The organism is Sorangium sp. So ce362 (assembly GCF_051519845.1).
GTDB lineage: Bacteria > Myxococcota_A > Polyangia > Polyangiales > Polyangiaceae > Sorangium.
Window position 1 is genome coordinate 2,987,324 of record NZ_CP150332.1, and the last position, 14,801, is coordinate 3,002,124.

11 protein-coding genes are annotated in these 14,801 nt (G+C 73.3%); 2 read left to right on the forward strand and 9 right to left on the reverse strand.

Annotated elements, in window-relative coordinates; all coding sequences use genetic code 11:
* Positions 1-5 precede the first annotated feature (5 nt).
* Positions 6-3,953, reverse strand: coding sequence for a protein kinase domain-containing protein (locus WMF17_RS11925; RefSeq protein WP_437649493.1), 3,948 nt, complete (start codon positions 3,951-3,953; stop codon positions 6-8).
* Positions 3,954-4,238: 285 nt separating this feature from the next.
* Here WMF17_RS11925 and WMF17_RS11930 point away from each other — a divergent pair, with 285 nt between their 5' ends.
* A complete protein-coding gene (locus tag WMF17_RS11930) occupies positions 4,239-4,700 on the forward strand; it encodes a hypothetical protein (protein WP_437649494.1) in 462 nt (153 codons plus the stop codon).
* A gap of 67 nt (positions 4,701-4,767) precedes the next feature.
* Here the strand turns inward: WMF17_RS11930 and WMF17_RS11935 are convergent, their stop codons facing one another.
* Positions 4,768-5,253, reverse strand: a complete 486-nt coding sequence (locus tag WMF17_RS11935) for a hypothetical protein (RefSeq protein WP_437649496.1) — start codon at positions 5,251-5,253, stop codon at positions 4,768-4,770.
* Between the two features lie 278 nt (positions 5,254-5,531).
* Positions 5,532-7,097, reverse strand: coding sequence for an AbgT family transporter (locus WMF17_RS11940; protein ID WP_437602164.1), 1,566 nt, complete (start codon positions 7,095-7,097; stop codon positions 5,532-5,534).
* A gap of 281 nt (positions 7,098-7,378) precedes the next feature.
* Here WMF17_RS11940 and ssuD point away from each other — a divergent pair, with 281 nt between their 5' ends.
* The gene (ssuD, locus tag WMF17_RS11945) at positions 7,379-8,518 is read left to right on the forward strand and encodes an FMNH2-dependent alkanesulfonate monooxygenase (RefSeq protein ID WP_437602165.1); all 1,140 of its coding nucleotides are present in this window, start codon (positions 7,379-7,381) and stop codon (positions 8,516-8,518) included.
* A 62-nt stretch (positions 8,519-8,580) separates the two neighbouring features.
* On the opposite strand, the gene ssuE is transcribed toward ssuD, so the two are convergent.
* The 6 genes from ssuE to WMF17_RS11975 all read right to left on the reverse strand — a co-directional run bounded on the left by ssuE (position 8,581) and on the right by WMF17_RS11975 (position 14,313).
* Positions 8,581-9,147, reverse strand: coding sequence for an NADPH-dependent FMN reductase (gene ssuE / locus WMF17_RS11950; protein WP_437602166.1), 567 nt, complete (start codon positions 9,145-9,147; stop codon positions 8,581-8,583).
* Positions 9,148-9,323: 176 nt separating this feature from the next.
* Positions 9,324-9,815, reverse strand: a complete 492-nt coding sequence (locus WMF17_RS11955) for a hypothetical protein (RefSeq protein WP_437649498.1) — start codon at positions 9,813-9,815, stop codon at positions 9,324-9,326.
* The gene (locus tag WMF17_RS11960; protein ID WP_437649500.1) at positions 9,815-11,236 is read right to left on the reverse strand and encodes a hypothetical protein; all 1,422 of its coding nucleotides are present in this window, start codon (positions 11,234-11,236) and stop codon (positions 9,815-9,817) included. Before WMF17_RS11960 ends, WMF17_RS11955 begins: the two co-directional genes overlap by 1 nt.
* A gap of 622 nt (positions 11,237-11,858) precedes the next feature.
* Positions 11,859-12,611 carry a hypothetical protein gene (locus tag WMF17_RS11965; RefSeq protein WP_437602168.1) on the reverse strand — a complete coding sequence of 251 codons (753 nt, stop codon included), beginning with the start codon at positions 12,609-12,611 and terminating at the stop codon, positions 11,859-11,861.
* Positions 12,608-13,213: an RNA polymerase sigma factor gene (locus WMF17_RS11970; protein WP_437602169.1), complete on the reverse strand. Its 606-nt coding sequence runs from the start codon at positions 13,211-13,213 to the stop codon at positions 12,608-12,610. The genes WMF17_RS11965 and WMF17_RS11970 overlap by 4 nt, the downstream gene beginning before the upstream one ends.
* On the reverse strand, positions 13,213-14,313 hold the full coding sequence (locus tag WMF17_RS11975) for a hypothetical protein (RefSeq protein WP_437649502.1): 1,101 nt from the start codon (positions 14,311-14,313) through the stop codon (positions 13,213-13,215). Before WMF17_RS11975 ends, WMF17_RS11970 begins: the two co-directional genes overlap by 1 nt.
* Between the last annotated feature and the right edge of the window lie 488 nt (positions 14,314-14,801).

The following is a 14,801-nucleotide window of genomic DNA, read 5'->3' on the forward strand; positions in this document are numbered from 1 at the left end:
AGCGCTTACCCGATCGAGGCGCCGTCGCGCTCGTCGCGCTCGCCCAGCCACGCGCGGGCGAGCGCGCGCGTGCGGGCGTGATCGTGCACGTTCTCCAGGAATCCTGCCCGCCACGCGGGGTCCGCGATCCGCGCCGCCCGCTCCAGCAGCCGGCCGCGGGCGGTGGCGATCGCGGCGCGGGCCTCCCCGTGCGCGCCGCACGCCTCGAGGGCCTCCGCGCGCACCAGGTAGATCTGCGACTCGCCCTCCTCGAGGTGGCCCTGCGAGGCGATGATCGGGGCGGCGAGCTCCGCGGCCCGGTTCGCGGCTTCGAGCGCCTCGGCGGCGCGCCCCGCGGCGAGCAGCACCCCCGCGAGCGTGCCCAGAGCGCACGGGATGAGCGGCGGGACATCCGCCAGGAGCTCGCAGCCGCGGCGCGCCTCCGCCTCGGCGCGAGCGAGATCCCCCGCGAGGCGAACCACGTCCGCGAGGTAGACGTAGGTGCCCCCCTCCATGCGCCGGTCGCCCGAGGCCACGAACGACCGGAGCGCGTCGTCCAGCAGGGCGCGCGCCTCGTCGAGCTCGCCGAGGTAGCTGAGCGTTCGGCCGAGGTTCTCCTTGGCGAACGCCACCATGTACAGCAGGCCGAGCCGCTCCGCGTCGGCGATCGCTGCGCGGAGCAGGCGCGCGGCGTCGGCGTACGCGCCGAGCTCGTTGCAGAAGTGGCCAGCGTTGCCGCGCGCGCCGCAGGCGCCGCGCACGTCGCCCGCCGCCTCGAAGGTGCGGATCGACACCTCGCCGAGCTCCCGGGCGGTGCCGACGTCCCCGGCCAGGATCGCGCAATGCGTGCGCAGGCGCAGGACCGGCGCGCTCACGGTCGGGTCGTGCTCGAAGCGCGCGAAGGACGCGTCGATGCGCGACGACAGCGCCTCCGTCTCCTCGCTCTGGCCCTTCTTGTAGAGCAGGACCATGGCCGCCTGCGCCATGGCGATGAGCTCGGGCCCGGTCGTCGCCTCCGCCGACCACCGCGCGCACAGCGCCCTGGCGAGCGCGACGACGCCGTCCTCGCGCCCCACCAGGTGGGAGGCCCAGAGCGCCACGCACGCCGCGCGGCACCACGGCGCGCCCCCCTCGGGCAGCGCCGACATCGCCCTCGTCGCGTGCAGCTCGGCCGCCGCGCTCTCGCCCCGGTACTGGTACGCCTCCGCCTGGACCGTCTCGATCTCGCCGAGCGCCTCGCCGGCCGCGCCGCACGCGAGCGCGCGCTCGGCGCGCTCGATCGCCGCCGCGTAGTCGTTGCCGCCGAGCGCCTGCTCGGCCGCCCGGCGGTAGCAGCCGATCGCGCGCTCGAGCTCGCCGCCGCGCTCGAAGTGCGTGGCGAGGACCATGGCGTCGGTCTCGCCGGCCTCGGCCAGCCACGCGCCCGCGAGGCGGTGGCCGAGCCGCCGGTCCTCCTCGGTCAGCATCTCGTAGGCCGCGTCGCGCACGAGCGCGTGCCGGAAGGCGTACTCCACCTCGCCCTGGAACGTCGACTCGTGCACGCGCGTGATGAGCTCGCTCCGCGCGAGCTCCGCCAGGCACGCGTCGAGGTGCGCCTCGCTCGCCCCGGCCCCGAGCAGCGCGCCCGCCGCGCCGCGCCAGAACGCGCCCCCGAGCACGCTGCCCGCGCGCAGCACCCGCCGCGCGTCCGGCGCCTGCCCCTCCAGGCGCGACTGCATCATCGCCAGCACCGTCTCCGGGACGCCGCCGCCGTGGCCCTCCGCCGCGGCGCGCACGAGCTCCTCCAGGAAGAACGCGTTGCCCCCCGAGCGGTCGACTATCCGCGCGACGCCCTCGGCGTCGAGCCCCCCGAGCGCCTCGCCGACGAGCTTCTCGCACGTCCTCCGCGCGAGCGCCGTCAGCCGCAGATCCGTCAGCGCCCGCTTGCTCCACAGGTCCGGGAAGGCCTCGCGCACCTCGGGGCGCGCGAGCGCCAGCACCATCAGCCGCTCGCCCTCGAGGACCCGGAGCGCCGCGTCGATGTACTCGACCGTGGGCCGGTCGCCCCAGTGCAGGTCCTCCAGCACGAGCAGGAGCGGCCGCGCCCGGGACTCGGCGCGCGCGAGCTCCACCCACGCGGCCTGCATCTGGTCGCCCATGAGCTTCGCGTCCTGCCGCGCCGCCCGGAGCAGCACGCTCTCGTCCGCCGGGAAGGGCGTGCCCGCCATCTCGCCCAGGAACTCGGCGACCTGCCGCCGCAGCGGCTCGGCGACGTTCACCGCCACGCGCGCGGCGAGCTTCTGCCGCCGCGCGTCGAGCGGCTCGCCGTCGAGCAGCCGCGCGGCGCGGCGGACCACCTGGCCGAGCAGGCCGAACGGCGCGCCCACCCGCATCGGATCGCCGCGCGCGATCCAGAGCTCGAAGGGCTCGCCGCGCGCGCCGAGGCGCCGCACGAGCTCGTGGCGCAGGCGCGACTTGCCCACGCCGGCCTCCGCCGTGACCAGCACCGCGCGGGCCTCGGACTCGGCCACGCACTCGTCGAAGGTCGCCTGGAGGAGGAGCAGCTCGCGCTCCCGCCCCACGCACCGCGTCGGCTTGCCCAGCAGCATGCGCGCCTCGTCGGCGGGCTCGAGCTCGCCGACGAGCGCGAGCCCCGCGCCGTCGAGGGCCACCTCGAAGCGGTCGCCCAGGAGATCCGCGGTCATCCGGTCGAGGAGGACGGGGACCGCGTCGGCCGAGCTCGCCGCGAGCAGCGCGCTCGCGCGGTCGATGACCTGCCCCATCGGCTGCGTCTTCTCGAGCTCGTCCCAGCCGGTCGCGAGCGCCACGCGCGCGCGGGGCAGGAGGTCGCGGAGGGCGAGGGCGCAGCGCGCGGCGTTCACCGCGAGATCCGTCGGCGAGCCCGCGCCGGAGAGGACGGTCGCGAGGGAGCCGTCCCGGAGCAGCTCGAGCTGCGCGCCGTGCCGGGCGGCGACCTGCCGGAGCGCCTGCGACGTGTCGAAGAGCGTGCTGAGCAGCGGGGCGTCGCTGAGCGAGGCGGTGATCTCGCCGGAGTCGAAGCGCGCGGGGATCCGGCCGCCGGCCGCGTCGGACGCGAGGATCACGCTGACGAGGCGCCGCTCGCGGCGCGTCAGGCCGGCGGCCGACGTGGGCGCGCTCGAGGACGACTCGGCGACGCGCTCGGCGAGCGCGCGCAGCTCGTCGAGGACGGCCCGCGCGGCGGGGCGCTCCTCCGGCCGCTTGGCGAGCAGCCGCGTCACGAAGGCGTCGAGCTCCCGCGGGAGCCCGGGCACCAGCGCGCTCGGGCGCGGGGCCTCCTCGAAGACCACCCTGGCCAGCAGGGCGAGCGGGTGCGACGCGGCGAAGGGCGGCCGGCCGGTCAGGCAGGTGAACAGGACGCACCCGAGCGAGTAGATGTCGGCGCGGGCGTCGATCTCGCCTTCGCCGACCACCTGCTCGGGCGCCATGAACGACGGCGTGCCCACCGTCGCGCCGGTGCGCGTCAGCGAGGACGTCGCGTCCTCGAGGCGCGCGAGGCCGAAGTCGACGAGGGTCGCCCGCTCGATCTCGCCGCCCGGGAGGAAGAGGTTCTGGGGCTTGACGTCGCGGTGGACGACGCCCTGCGCGTGCGCGAACGCGAGCCCCTCGGCCACCCGCAAAAGGAGCCTGAGCGCGGCGATCGGCTCCATCCGGCCCCGGGAGAGCCGCGCCCCGAGGTCTTCCCCCTCGAGCCACTCCATCACGAGGTAGAGCTCGCCGTCCGGCGTCGTCCCGTGGGCGACGTACTGGACGATGCACGGGTGCGACAGGCCGGCCAGCGCGCGCGCCTCGCGGGCGAACCGGCTGCGCTTCTCGTCGGTCGGCTCCCTGAGGACCTTGATGGCCACCGGCGCGCCGCTCGCGTCGTCGCGTGCGCGATAAATGGTGCCGAGGCCGCCCTTCCCGGCCTGCCGCTCGATCGTGTAGCGCGCCCCCAAGCGCTCCCCCGGTGTCATCGGGGCTCGAGTATCTCATGGAATGAGGGCGTGTCCGCCAGCCGCAATCGGCGCCGGCGGCCCACGAGGCCACGCCTCGCCGGGGTCGCGACGAGGCCTGAACGATGGCCATCTCCCCGTCCATTTCAGCGAAGTCGTGTCGTCTCGCCGCTGCGTGCGCCTCGCGGGGAGTCGTGCAGCTCACGTCCTGGAGCCGAGCGGGCGCTGTGCTACAACGTAAGCAAATCCTGCCTTGAAGGAGCGTGCGCCATGATGAACGCGTGTGTTCAAGCTCTCGCCGATGCCATGGATCTTGGTTCGCTGCTGCAGGAGGTCCGGGATCGACATGGCGAGTTCGACGTCCTGGCGCACTGGACGCAAGGCGAGTTCCACCACGACGTGGTCATCCGGGTCGATCGCTTCGCGCCGCTGCCGGGCCCGGTGCTCGTCGTGAGCACGAACTGCAACGGTGGGGTCAAGGAGGTGCTGTGCTTCGGCGAGGTCCCGGACCGCTATGCCCTCTGGCATCATCGCTGCCCCGGGGTGCCGGAGTTCATCGGAGCGCTGCCGCCCATCGCCGCGCAGGCCCGGACGTCGCATTACTTCGACCCGTGCGAGCTGCTCGCGGCCGACGCGCGCAGCGAGCTGCGCCCCGAGTTCCGCGAGCGCGACGTGGGAGGCGGCTGGCGCGCGCGCTGCGGGCAGCCCGGCTCGACGCGCGAGCCCGGAGAGACGAGGGGATCGACGCCGGGGGAATCGTGCCCGTGATCCCCGACGCGTCGAGCGTCGCCGGCGGGTGACGCGGCTCAGCGGCGCTCTGCCGGCATGACGCGGCTCAGCGGCGCTCTGCGTCAGCGCCCGTCTCGTCCCGATCCGCGGCGCGGGCCGCGTGGAAGGCCGCGTCCAGCCGCGCCGCCTCGCGCGCCGCCTCGCCGGCCGGCAGGCCGCGCGCCCCCGCGGCCGCGACGATCGCCTTCCGGAACCGCGCTCCGGCCCGGCGGTACTCGAGCGTGACGAGCATCAAGCAGAAGGCGACGAGCAGCACGTCGCGGGCGTTCGGTGACGGTAGAGACCAGGCGAGCCAGCCGATGGCGATGGCGAGCAGCGCGCCGCAGAGACCCCAGGACTCCGAGCGCTCAGCGCCCTCGGCCGCCGCCGTGGCGGTCAGCGCGCCGGCGACGGAGGGTGGTGGCTCGGCATCCTTGTCGGAGGGCACTCGCCCCCTTGCGTCATGAACGACCGGCGCGTCGCCGCCGGTCATGGGGGGCGCCGAGGACACCACGACAGCGTTCCCTGCCGCACCGCGATGCATTGAGCTCATACGAACACCCTCCTCGCTTTGCCGTCCGGCCCTGCACAATGTCCGCGCTTGCACGCCGCGCGCCGTCGCGTAAATACGCGAGCACACGAGAGGATCTCACGGCTGAGGCCGCATCGCATGCGCCTTGGTCGCGCAGGGCACGCAATTGGTGCGCGCTCGTCGAGATCTCGGCCTGGACGAGGCGCACCGAGGGCGCCGCGGTGGGTGGATGTCGCTCGCTCCCTCTCCTCCGTGAGCGCGCGGCGCGGCCCGGGCTCCGCGGCGGGGAGCGCAGGCGATCAGGGATAGACGTAGGGCGCGTCCAGCCCGAGCGGGAGCCCGAGCTGCCAGTAGGCGAGGAGGAACAGGCTCCACGCGACGAGGAACGTCACGGAGTAAGGCAGCATCAGCGCCATGAGCGTGCCAATCCCGGTGCCCTTCACGTACTTCTGGCAGAACACCACCACCAGGGGGAAATACACCATGAGCGGCGTGATGATGTTCGTTGTCGAGTCGCCGACGCGATAGGCCGCCTGGGTGAGCTCCGGCGAGATGCCGAGCGACATGAGCATGGGCACGAAGATCGGCGCGAGCAGCGCCCATTTCGCCGACGCGGAGCCGATGAGGAGGTTCACCGTCCCGGTGAGGAGGATGATGCCCACGATGGTCACCGTGCTCGGGAGCGCCATGGCCTGCAGCGTCGCAGCGCCCTTGAGCGCCAGGAGCGCGCCGAGGTTCGACTTGTTGAACAGGTAGATGAACTGCGCGGCGAAGAAGGCCATGACCAGGTAATAGGCCATGGTGCCCATCGTCTTGCTCATCCCGCCGATCACGTCGCGGTGGCTCGTGAACGTGCCCGCCGTGTAGCCGTAGACGATCCCGGGGATCAGAAAGAACAGGAAGATGAGCGGCACGATCGCCGTCATGAGCGGCGCCGTGCTGCTCGTCAGTTGACCGCCCGGCGCGCGCAGGGGCGACGACGCGGGCGCGCTCGCGGCGACGAGCAGGGCGACGCACAGCGCCATCGCCGCGAGCCCCGCCCAGAGCGCGCGCGCCTCGCGCTGCGTGAGGTCCGCCACGCGCGGCTCCTGCTCCGGCGCGGCGTCGACGGGCGTGCGGGCGAGGCGCGGCTCGATCACACGGTCGGTGATGAACCAGCCGAGCCCGACGACCAGCAGGCAGGAGGCGCTGCAGAAGAACCAGTTGCAGAGCGGGTTGACGGTGCGCTTCGGATCGAGGATGCCGGCGCCGGCCTGGGTCAGGCCCTGCAGCAGCGGGTCGAGGCTGGAAGGGATGAAATTGGCGCTGAAGCCCCCCGAGACGCCCGCGAACGCCGCGGAGATGCCCGCGAGCGGGTGCCGGCCAGCGGCCTGGAAGATGACGGCGGCGAGCGGGATGACGAGCACGTAGCCCGCGTCGGCCGCTGTGTGGCTGATGATGGCCACGACGATCACCATCGGCGTGAGCAGCACCCTCGGGGTGATCGCGAGGAGCTTCTTCAGACCGGCGTTGATGAACCCCGAGTGCTCGGCGATGCCGACGCCGAGCAAGGCGACGAGCACCACGCCGAGCGGATGGAAGCCCGTGAACGTCGGGACCATGCTCGCGAGGAACTCGGTGACGGCCTTGCCCGAGAGCTGGCTCTGGACCTGGAGCGGCTGCTTCGTCCTCGGGTCGATCTCGCTGAACTGGAGCGGCGCGAGCGCCGCGGACAGGACCACGACCGCGGCGGCGAGCACGACGAAGAGCAGCGCGGGATCGGGGAGTTTGTTGCCCGCCCTCTCGAGCGCGTCGAGGGCGCGGCTCGCCCGGCCCGCCCGCGCTTCGAGCGGGGCCGGAGGGAGCACGGGTTGCTTGCTGGACATGCGCGCATCGTAAGGCGATCCGCCCGGCGCGTCGCCATGGTCCACCGTCCGGACGACGAAGAGGGCCGCCGGGGTTCGTGATGGAGCCTGTCCGGGGTTGCTGCTCCAGCAGCAAGCGCTGCGTGCGGGGTGCTGCTGGAGCAGCAACGGCAGCGGCCCGGGGCGCGCAGCTTCAGGTGGCGGCCGGCGCTCGCGCGGAGATCCATCGCTCACGGCTGCGGCGCGAGACGTGCTTGCGGGCCTCCGGCCCGGCGAGCCACGGGCGAGGAGCCCATGTTTTCATGAACGTCTTCTGGTTTCTCCCGACGCACGGTGATGGCCGCTATCTCGGCACCGCCGAGGGGGCGCGCCCCGTCTCGCTCTCTTACCTTCGTCAGATCGCGCAGGCCGCCGACGACCTCGGCTATCACGGCGTGCTGCTCCCCACGGGGAGGTCCTGCGAGGATGCCTGGGCGATCGCGTCGGCGATGATCCCGCTCACGCAGCGGCTCCGGTTCCTCGTCGCGCTGCGGCCGGGGATCGTCTCTCCCACGTGGGCTGCCCGCATGGCGTCCACGGTCGACCGCCTGTCGGGCGGCCGCCTGCTGCTCAACGTTGTGACCGGCGGCGATCCCGCGGAGGCCGAGGGCGATGGCGTCTTTCTCGGCCACGACGAGCGCTATGCGGTGACCGACGAGTTCCTCACCATCTGGCGCCGCGTCATGGCCGGCGAGACGGTCGACTTCGAGGGCAAGCACCTGCGCGTCAAGGGGGCGAAGATCCTCTATCCCCCGATCCAGGCGCCGCACCCGCCGCTCTACATCGGCGGGTCGTCGCCCGCGGGGCACGCCCTGGCGGCGCGCCACCACGACGTCTACCTGACCTGGGGCGAGCCGCCGGCCGCCGTGGCCGAGAAGATCGCGGACGTCCGCCGCCGCGCGGCCGCCGAGGGGCGCGAGGTGCGCTTCGGGATCCGCCTGCACGCCATCGTCCGCGAGACCGCCGAGGCGGCGTGGGCCGCCGCGAACGACCTCATCCGGCACCTGGACGACCGCGCCATCGCCGCGGCGCAGCAGGCGTTCTCGCGCTTCGACTCCGAGGGCCAGCGGCGCATGGCGGCGCTGCACAGCGGGCGGCGCGAGGCGCTCGAGATCAGCCCGAACCTCTGGGCCGGCGTCGGGCTCGTGCGCGGCGGCGCCGGCACGGCGCTCGTGGGCGATCCGGAGACGGTCGCGCGCCGCATGCGAGAGTACGCCGCGCTCGGGATCGACACGTTCATCCTGTCGGGGTATCCGCACCTCGAGGAGGCCTATCGCGTCGCCGAGCTGCTCTTTCCGCGGCTCTCCATCGAGCGGAAGGGGCCCGATGTCCGCCCCAACCTCACGGGGCCGTTCGGCGAGGTGATCGCCAACGACATCCTCCCCCAGCGGTCGCAGAGCTGAGCCGGTCGCGGCGCCGCGCTGCGCGGGGCGCCCGCGCCGGCGGCGCGCCCCGCGCGGGGATCTCAGGCGGCCACCTCGCGCGCCGGGAGCGCGAGGCCTTCGCGGAGCACGCTGTCGATGAAGGGCCTCACGATCTCCTCCAGCTTGCTCCCGAGCTCGTCGTCGATGTCGAGCTGCCCGTCCTCGCCGAGCCGCAGCGCCTTGTCGAGGAGGAACAGCCCTGCGAGCACGTGCCGCGCGCCGAGCGACTGGAGGACCGGGCGGAGCCCGTAGTCGATGGCGAGCACGTGCGCGAGGGTCCCGCCCGTCGCGAGCGGCAGCACGGCCTTCCCCGCGAGCCCGAACTGCGGCAAGAGGTCGAGGAACGCCTTGAGCACGCCCGTGTACGAGGCCTTGTAGATGGGGGTCGCGATGACGACCCCGGCCGCCTCGGCGACGATCCGCGCCGCGTCCGCCACGGCGGGGGAGTCGACGCGGCCGAAGAGGAGGTCCTCGGCGGGGAGGTCGCGGACGTGGAGGAGGGTGACGCGAAACCCCTCGCGCCCGAGCCGCGCCGCGATGCGGGCAGCCAGCGCGGCGGTCTTCGAGCGCGCGGAAACACTTCCAGTGATGATGGCAATGCCAGACATGGGCGCGTCATAACAAAGCCCCTGGCCATTGTCTACTATAACGGATATTTGTCCGTTAAAACGGATTGCTCTCGGCGGACCGGCGCTGCGGCCCCTGTGCATGGGAGCCTGTCTGCGCGGGAACGGAGGGCGTTGTCGAGGAGCGCGCGCTCGCCCTCACGAACGCGCGCTCGCGGCTAGTTCTCGAACCGGACGTTGTCCAGGTAGTAGGGCCCCGAGTTGCCGATCACGTTGAGGTTGAACTGAAGCTTCACGTCGCTCGGCGCCGCGTTCAGCGCGTTCAGGGTCGCCGTCGGGAGCGGGGCGAACTGGATCCTCTGGAACGACCCCGGGGCGACCAGGCTGAGCGAGGTGTTCCCGGCCCACTGGTTGTCGATGCCGGCCGACGGGATGGAGATCAGCACCTCGATGTTGCCGGCCCAGCTCGGGGCCGGCTGGATGGGGGACACGAAGAGGTCGAGCGTGATCTTGTTGCCCACCGGGGTGAGGCCCGCGGTGCTGAAGCTCGGGCTGACGATCGCGTTGAAGCTGGCCGGGGTCTGGACCTGGAGCGAGGCGATGCCCTCCACCGCGCGGCCCGTGTGGAGCGACAGCTGCGCCTGCGTCGAGGTCCACGCGCCCGGCTCCTCGAACCCGAGGATCGGGTTGTTGAGGAGGAAGTCGGCCATCACGTCCTTCCGGAACGGGATGAACAGGTCGGTGAGGGCCTCCGAGATGATGAAGCGCTGGCCGCCCTCGATGGGGTCGCTCTCGAGCTGCTCGGTCGTCTGGATGAACGGGCTCGTCTTGGCGAGCGTCTTCGTCGTGCCGAGGTCGAGATCGACCGTCGGCGAGCCCGTGGCGTCGCCGATGGGCTCATGGCACCCGCTGCACGAGAGCGAGAACGCGCGCCCGACGATCTGGTCCGGCGTGAGCGGCTGCCCATGGCGGTGAGCTCGCTCTGGATGCTGGTCCTGAGCGCCGAGGGCCCGCTGCCGAACGTCGCGAAGTAGTTGTTCTGCAGGCCGATCATCTGGCTCTCCCCGGCGTTCATGGTCGTCGGGTAGCTCGGCTCGAAGGCGAAGCGGTTGATGTCGTCCGCCGCGGCGAGCCGCTCCACAAGGGCGGGGAACGACGTGCTCCGGAAGGCGACGGCGCGCGCGTCGGTCGAGGCGGGATCGAAGAGCGGCGCGGCCGGGGTGTCCTTCACGAAGGACGGGGTCACGACCAGCGTGGCGCTGCTCCCGGAGCCGCCGTGCAGGAGCCTGAACTCCCGCAGGTTCCAGGTCGTGAAGGGCACGGGCGGATCCCCGACGACCTCGGGGGCGAAGAGGAACTCGTTGGTCCGGATCTGGCCGCCGTACGGCCCTGCGTTCTGGCCGTAATGATCGATGTGAATGACGGGCTCGAACCCGGACAGGCCCTCGAAGTAGAAGTCGTGCAGCGCGTCCCTCCGGGTCGCCAGGCTCTTTGTCGGATCCGACAGGCCGTACCAGAAATCGGCGACCGGGCGGCAGCCTTCCCGGCCGAGGCTCGGCGTCGGGTTCGGCAACCGGGCCTCGAAGATGATGAAGTTGCGCAGCTGGAACGCGCCCGGCGTCATGCCCGAGCGCCTCGCGAAGACCACGCGGTATTCACCGCAGTTGGCGCCGTCCGGCGGGGCGAGGTCGAAGCGGTTCGACAGGGTCGTGGCGACGTACGCGTTGTCGGCCGTCTCGTCGGCGAAAGGATCCCTGTCGGCCTCGAAGCCCACGGCACGGGGGCAGTCGATCGGCCAGCCGTTGATGGCCCCGTCCGAGCCGGGGATCACCACGTCATCGCAGCTCGGGCCGAGGCCGAGCCCGTCCGCGGCCTTCCGGTTCGTGTCCATGAGCTGCCGGAACAGCTGGAGGGGCGTCATGCTGACGCCCGCCTGATCGATGAGCTGCTGGAGCGCGTCCTTCAGCGTGAAGGCGCTGAGGATGTCGGCGTTCGTGACGACGAGCGACTTTCGCCCCTCGATGGCGAACGGCAGGGTGAGCGCCTGGGCGGCGGACGCAGCCTCGCCCTCCGCGTGATCGGCCGGCTCGCCGTCCCCCGGCGCGATGTCCGCGCAGGAGACCGGCAGCATCGCGAGCGAAACCAGCGCGGCGCGCCGCGCCCTCCGCCACGCCCCGGCGGGGGCAGAACCAGAATGAGAGCGCACCGAAATGCTCGAACTCGACGACCTGGAGAACATGAAACCTCCTGAAAACGATGACGACAAACAACGACGGAGCCGCGCTGCAGAGCGCGCGCTCGCGGATGGCGGATGAAGGTGCGGGCCGAGCTCGACGATCGCGGGTGAGCGCGTGCGTCGGCCCGCGAAGAGACGGAGCCAGCGCGCGCCCGCAGGGGTACGCCTCGCCGCGGCCGACGCCGGCACTGCGAGCGTGGGAGCACCGGCCCGTCGAGTACGGCCCGCGACGAGGCGCTCCGGCGCTTTCATCGCCCGGAGCAGCTGCCCGTGAACGCGGGCTGGAACTTAGTACTGTTTACGAACCGATCAAGCTCATGGGGACGGTGTACGGGATCGCGAGGTTGACCCCCGGCTCGTCCCGGAACCCTGGATCGAACACCGCGGGGCCGGTCGTGCGGCCCGTGGGCCCGCAGGGGTTCCCTTCCCGTGAATGCTGCCGAGCCCGCCGGTCCTTCACGGAATCGTGAGGGGGTCGCGTCGTTTTCCGGCCGCCCGGCCTGCCGGCGTCACGGGCTCACGGCGCCGCGCTCACGATCCGGCGCACCGGCTCGGCGAAGGAGCTCGACGGGTAGCGCGCGACGAACGCCGCCGCGCGCGCCCGCGCCTCGTCGGCGCGCCCGAGGCGCATCAGCGCGCGGATCGCGATGAACTCCCGCTCCTCCGCGAGCCGCCCCTTCGGGAAGTCGGTCTGGTGTCTGTCGAGCGCGGCCAGGGCGGCCTCCGGGTCCTGCGCGAGCGCGGCCCTCGACCTGTCGACGAGGTTCGACTCGCGGACCAGATCGTCGTTGTCCACCGCGACGATCGCCTCGGGCGCGGGCGCGGGCGCGGCCAGCCGGGGGGGGCGCGGCGCCTCGCGGCGGGCGGCGGCTGCGGCCGGCTGCGACGCCGCGGCCGCAGGCGGCGGCGCGTCGGGCGCCGGCGCCGCGGCGGGGACGCCGCCCCGCGCGCTCGAGAACAGCTGCTCCAGCGGCAGGTCCGTCAGCGACGGGGGCGGCGCGACCGACGCGGCGGCGCTCCGGCCCTCGTCGAGGGCGACGTGGAGCCCGGCCCCGCCGGCGCCGAGGCCCACCGCGAGGAAGATCCCCTTGATCCACATCGGCACCGTCGCACCGGCGCCCGCGGTCGTCCCGAGCGGCGCCACCCGGGCCGCGGTGCGCGCGAGCTCGGCGGCGGTCATCGAGCGCGGGCGCGCGGCGGCGAGGAGGAGCTCGCGGGCTCCCAGCGGGGCGCCGCCACCTTCCTGGTTCCATCGCTTCGGGTCGCTCATCTGGCCTCCCTGCTTGCGCGCTCGGCCCCGCTCTTCTTCAGCAGCGTCGCGAACTCTTTTCGTGCTGCGTGGAGCCGCGAGTATACGGTCCCGACGGGGACGCCGACCAGGCTCGCGATCTCGTTGCAGGGCATCTCTTCGATCTCGAACATGACAAACACGGCTCTTCGATCGAGATCCATGGCCTCGAGGATGCCATCGAGCTGCAATCCCGCCTGACGTTGGGAGGTGATCTCTTCCGGGCCGCGCGCGGAGTCCGGCACGTCGTCCACCACCTCGCCGAGCCGCTCCCGGCGCGTGTGCGCGCGGCGGCGGTGCGAGGCGGCGACGCGGCGGCAGATGGCGAAGAGCCAGGTCGTGATGGGGCAGGCCCAGTCGAACGACGGGAGGCGCCGCTGGACGACGATGAAGACGTCCTGGAAGGCATCTTCCAGGTCCGGATGCTGGATGCCGAACCGCTGCAGGGTGGCCCAGACGAATCCGCCGTGCTCGGCGTGCAGGGCGACGAGGCTCCGTGGCGGCTGCCTGGCGTCGCCCAGGACCTCGGCTTGTAAGCATTGCTCCACGCTCTGGTGGATGCCGGCAGCCGGGGGATCCTTCATCAAAACGTGACCCCGACACCCCCGAACGCCGCGCCGGCGACGGCCGGCTGCTGGAAGCCCGCCGGCTGCCCGTCCTGCAGCTGGAAGCTGTACCGTGTCATCGGAACGAAGAGGTCGATCCCTGTCTCGAGCCGCAGCGGCCCGACGATGCGGACGCCGAGCCGGGTGCCCGCCCCGAGGCTGAGCCACGCCCGCGAGCCGACGTCGGTCGGCAGGATCGTCGGGGTGATCTGCTCGTCCCCGTAGATGACGGCGTAGATGGCGCCCGCCACCACCCGGCCGCAGAGCCCGAAGACGAGCGATCGGCTCCGGACCATCTCCAGGCACCCGCCGAGCCAGCCCGCCGTGAGGCCGAAGGCGAACGTCCGCCGGGTCGCGTGCTGCTCCGGGAGCCAGAGCGCCCCCGTCTCGAGGGTCCACCGCGGCAGGATCGACCACTCGCCCGACAGGGCGACGCCGGCCCCGGGCGAGGGGACGATGCCCACGGACGCGAACCCGCGCCAGGCGACCGAGATCTCCGCGGGCGGCGGGCCCTCGGCCGGCGGCGGCGCTGCCCGGGTCTCCGCCGGCCAGGGGAACGGCGGCTCCGGCGACCGCACGGCCTCCGGAGGGCTCGGCGGACGCACGGCGGCCGGGGGCGGAGGGCTCGGCGGCGCCTCGGCGACCGGCGGCGGGGGGGCGTCGGCCGGGGGGGCGAGGCCGGCCTCGGGATCGGTGGTGAGCATGATGTGCACGGCCGCGGCGGCGACGATCCCGTCGCAGCTCAGGCCGTGATCGGAGAACTCGCGGACGGTCGGCGGGGCGCCGTCGCACAGCTGGGTCCGGATCGTGGCCGACCAGGCGCCGGGCTGCCCTTGCACCACGGCCTCGATCGAGGCGACCTTGCCCGTGGTGACGATCTCGCGGCCGAGCCGCCGCGAGATCTCGGCGCGAAACCGGGACGCCGAGGGGCACTGCACCTCCGCGCCCGCGAGGCGCACCCACGACACGTCCGCGGCGGCGCGGTCGCACTCCTCCGCCCGCGCCCCGGCCGGCGGGAGCGCAGCGCAGGCGCCGAGGACCGACACGAGCGCACGTAGCAGGGCCGGCGCGCGGCTCACCGCCGCCTCCCTTCGCGCCGGCTGCTCGGGCTCGCTGCGGGGGAAGGGGCGACTTCGTCGGGGGCGGCGCGCCATGACGGAGAGAATGCTAGCTCAGTCGCCAAACGGTTCGGGGCTCGTGTACACGCGGGTGGCTCACAACTCACAGGAATTACGGGCGCCGTTGCTGGTTTGCTTCCCCCGCGTGTACACGAGGAGCCCCGGGTGGGGAAGGCTCCCGGACGAGGCGTGGATGCCGGCAAGGCGACGAGTGCCCCGGCCCTCCGCGCGCTGACGCGCGCCGGGCGGCGAGCGCGATTCGCCTGGCGTGCGCGCGCGACAGGAAGGCCGCGGGCGTGCGCGTGGGATGGAGTGCCGGCGGCGCCGCGGTGAGCGAGGCGGAGCCCGCTGCGGGGGGCGCGCCACGAGAGCACGAGCGCGCGGGGCAACGTCGTGCGCTCCGCCGCGTGGAGGGCGACATGGCCGCCGCGAAGCGAAGCGTAGCAGTC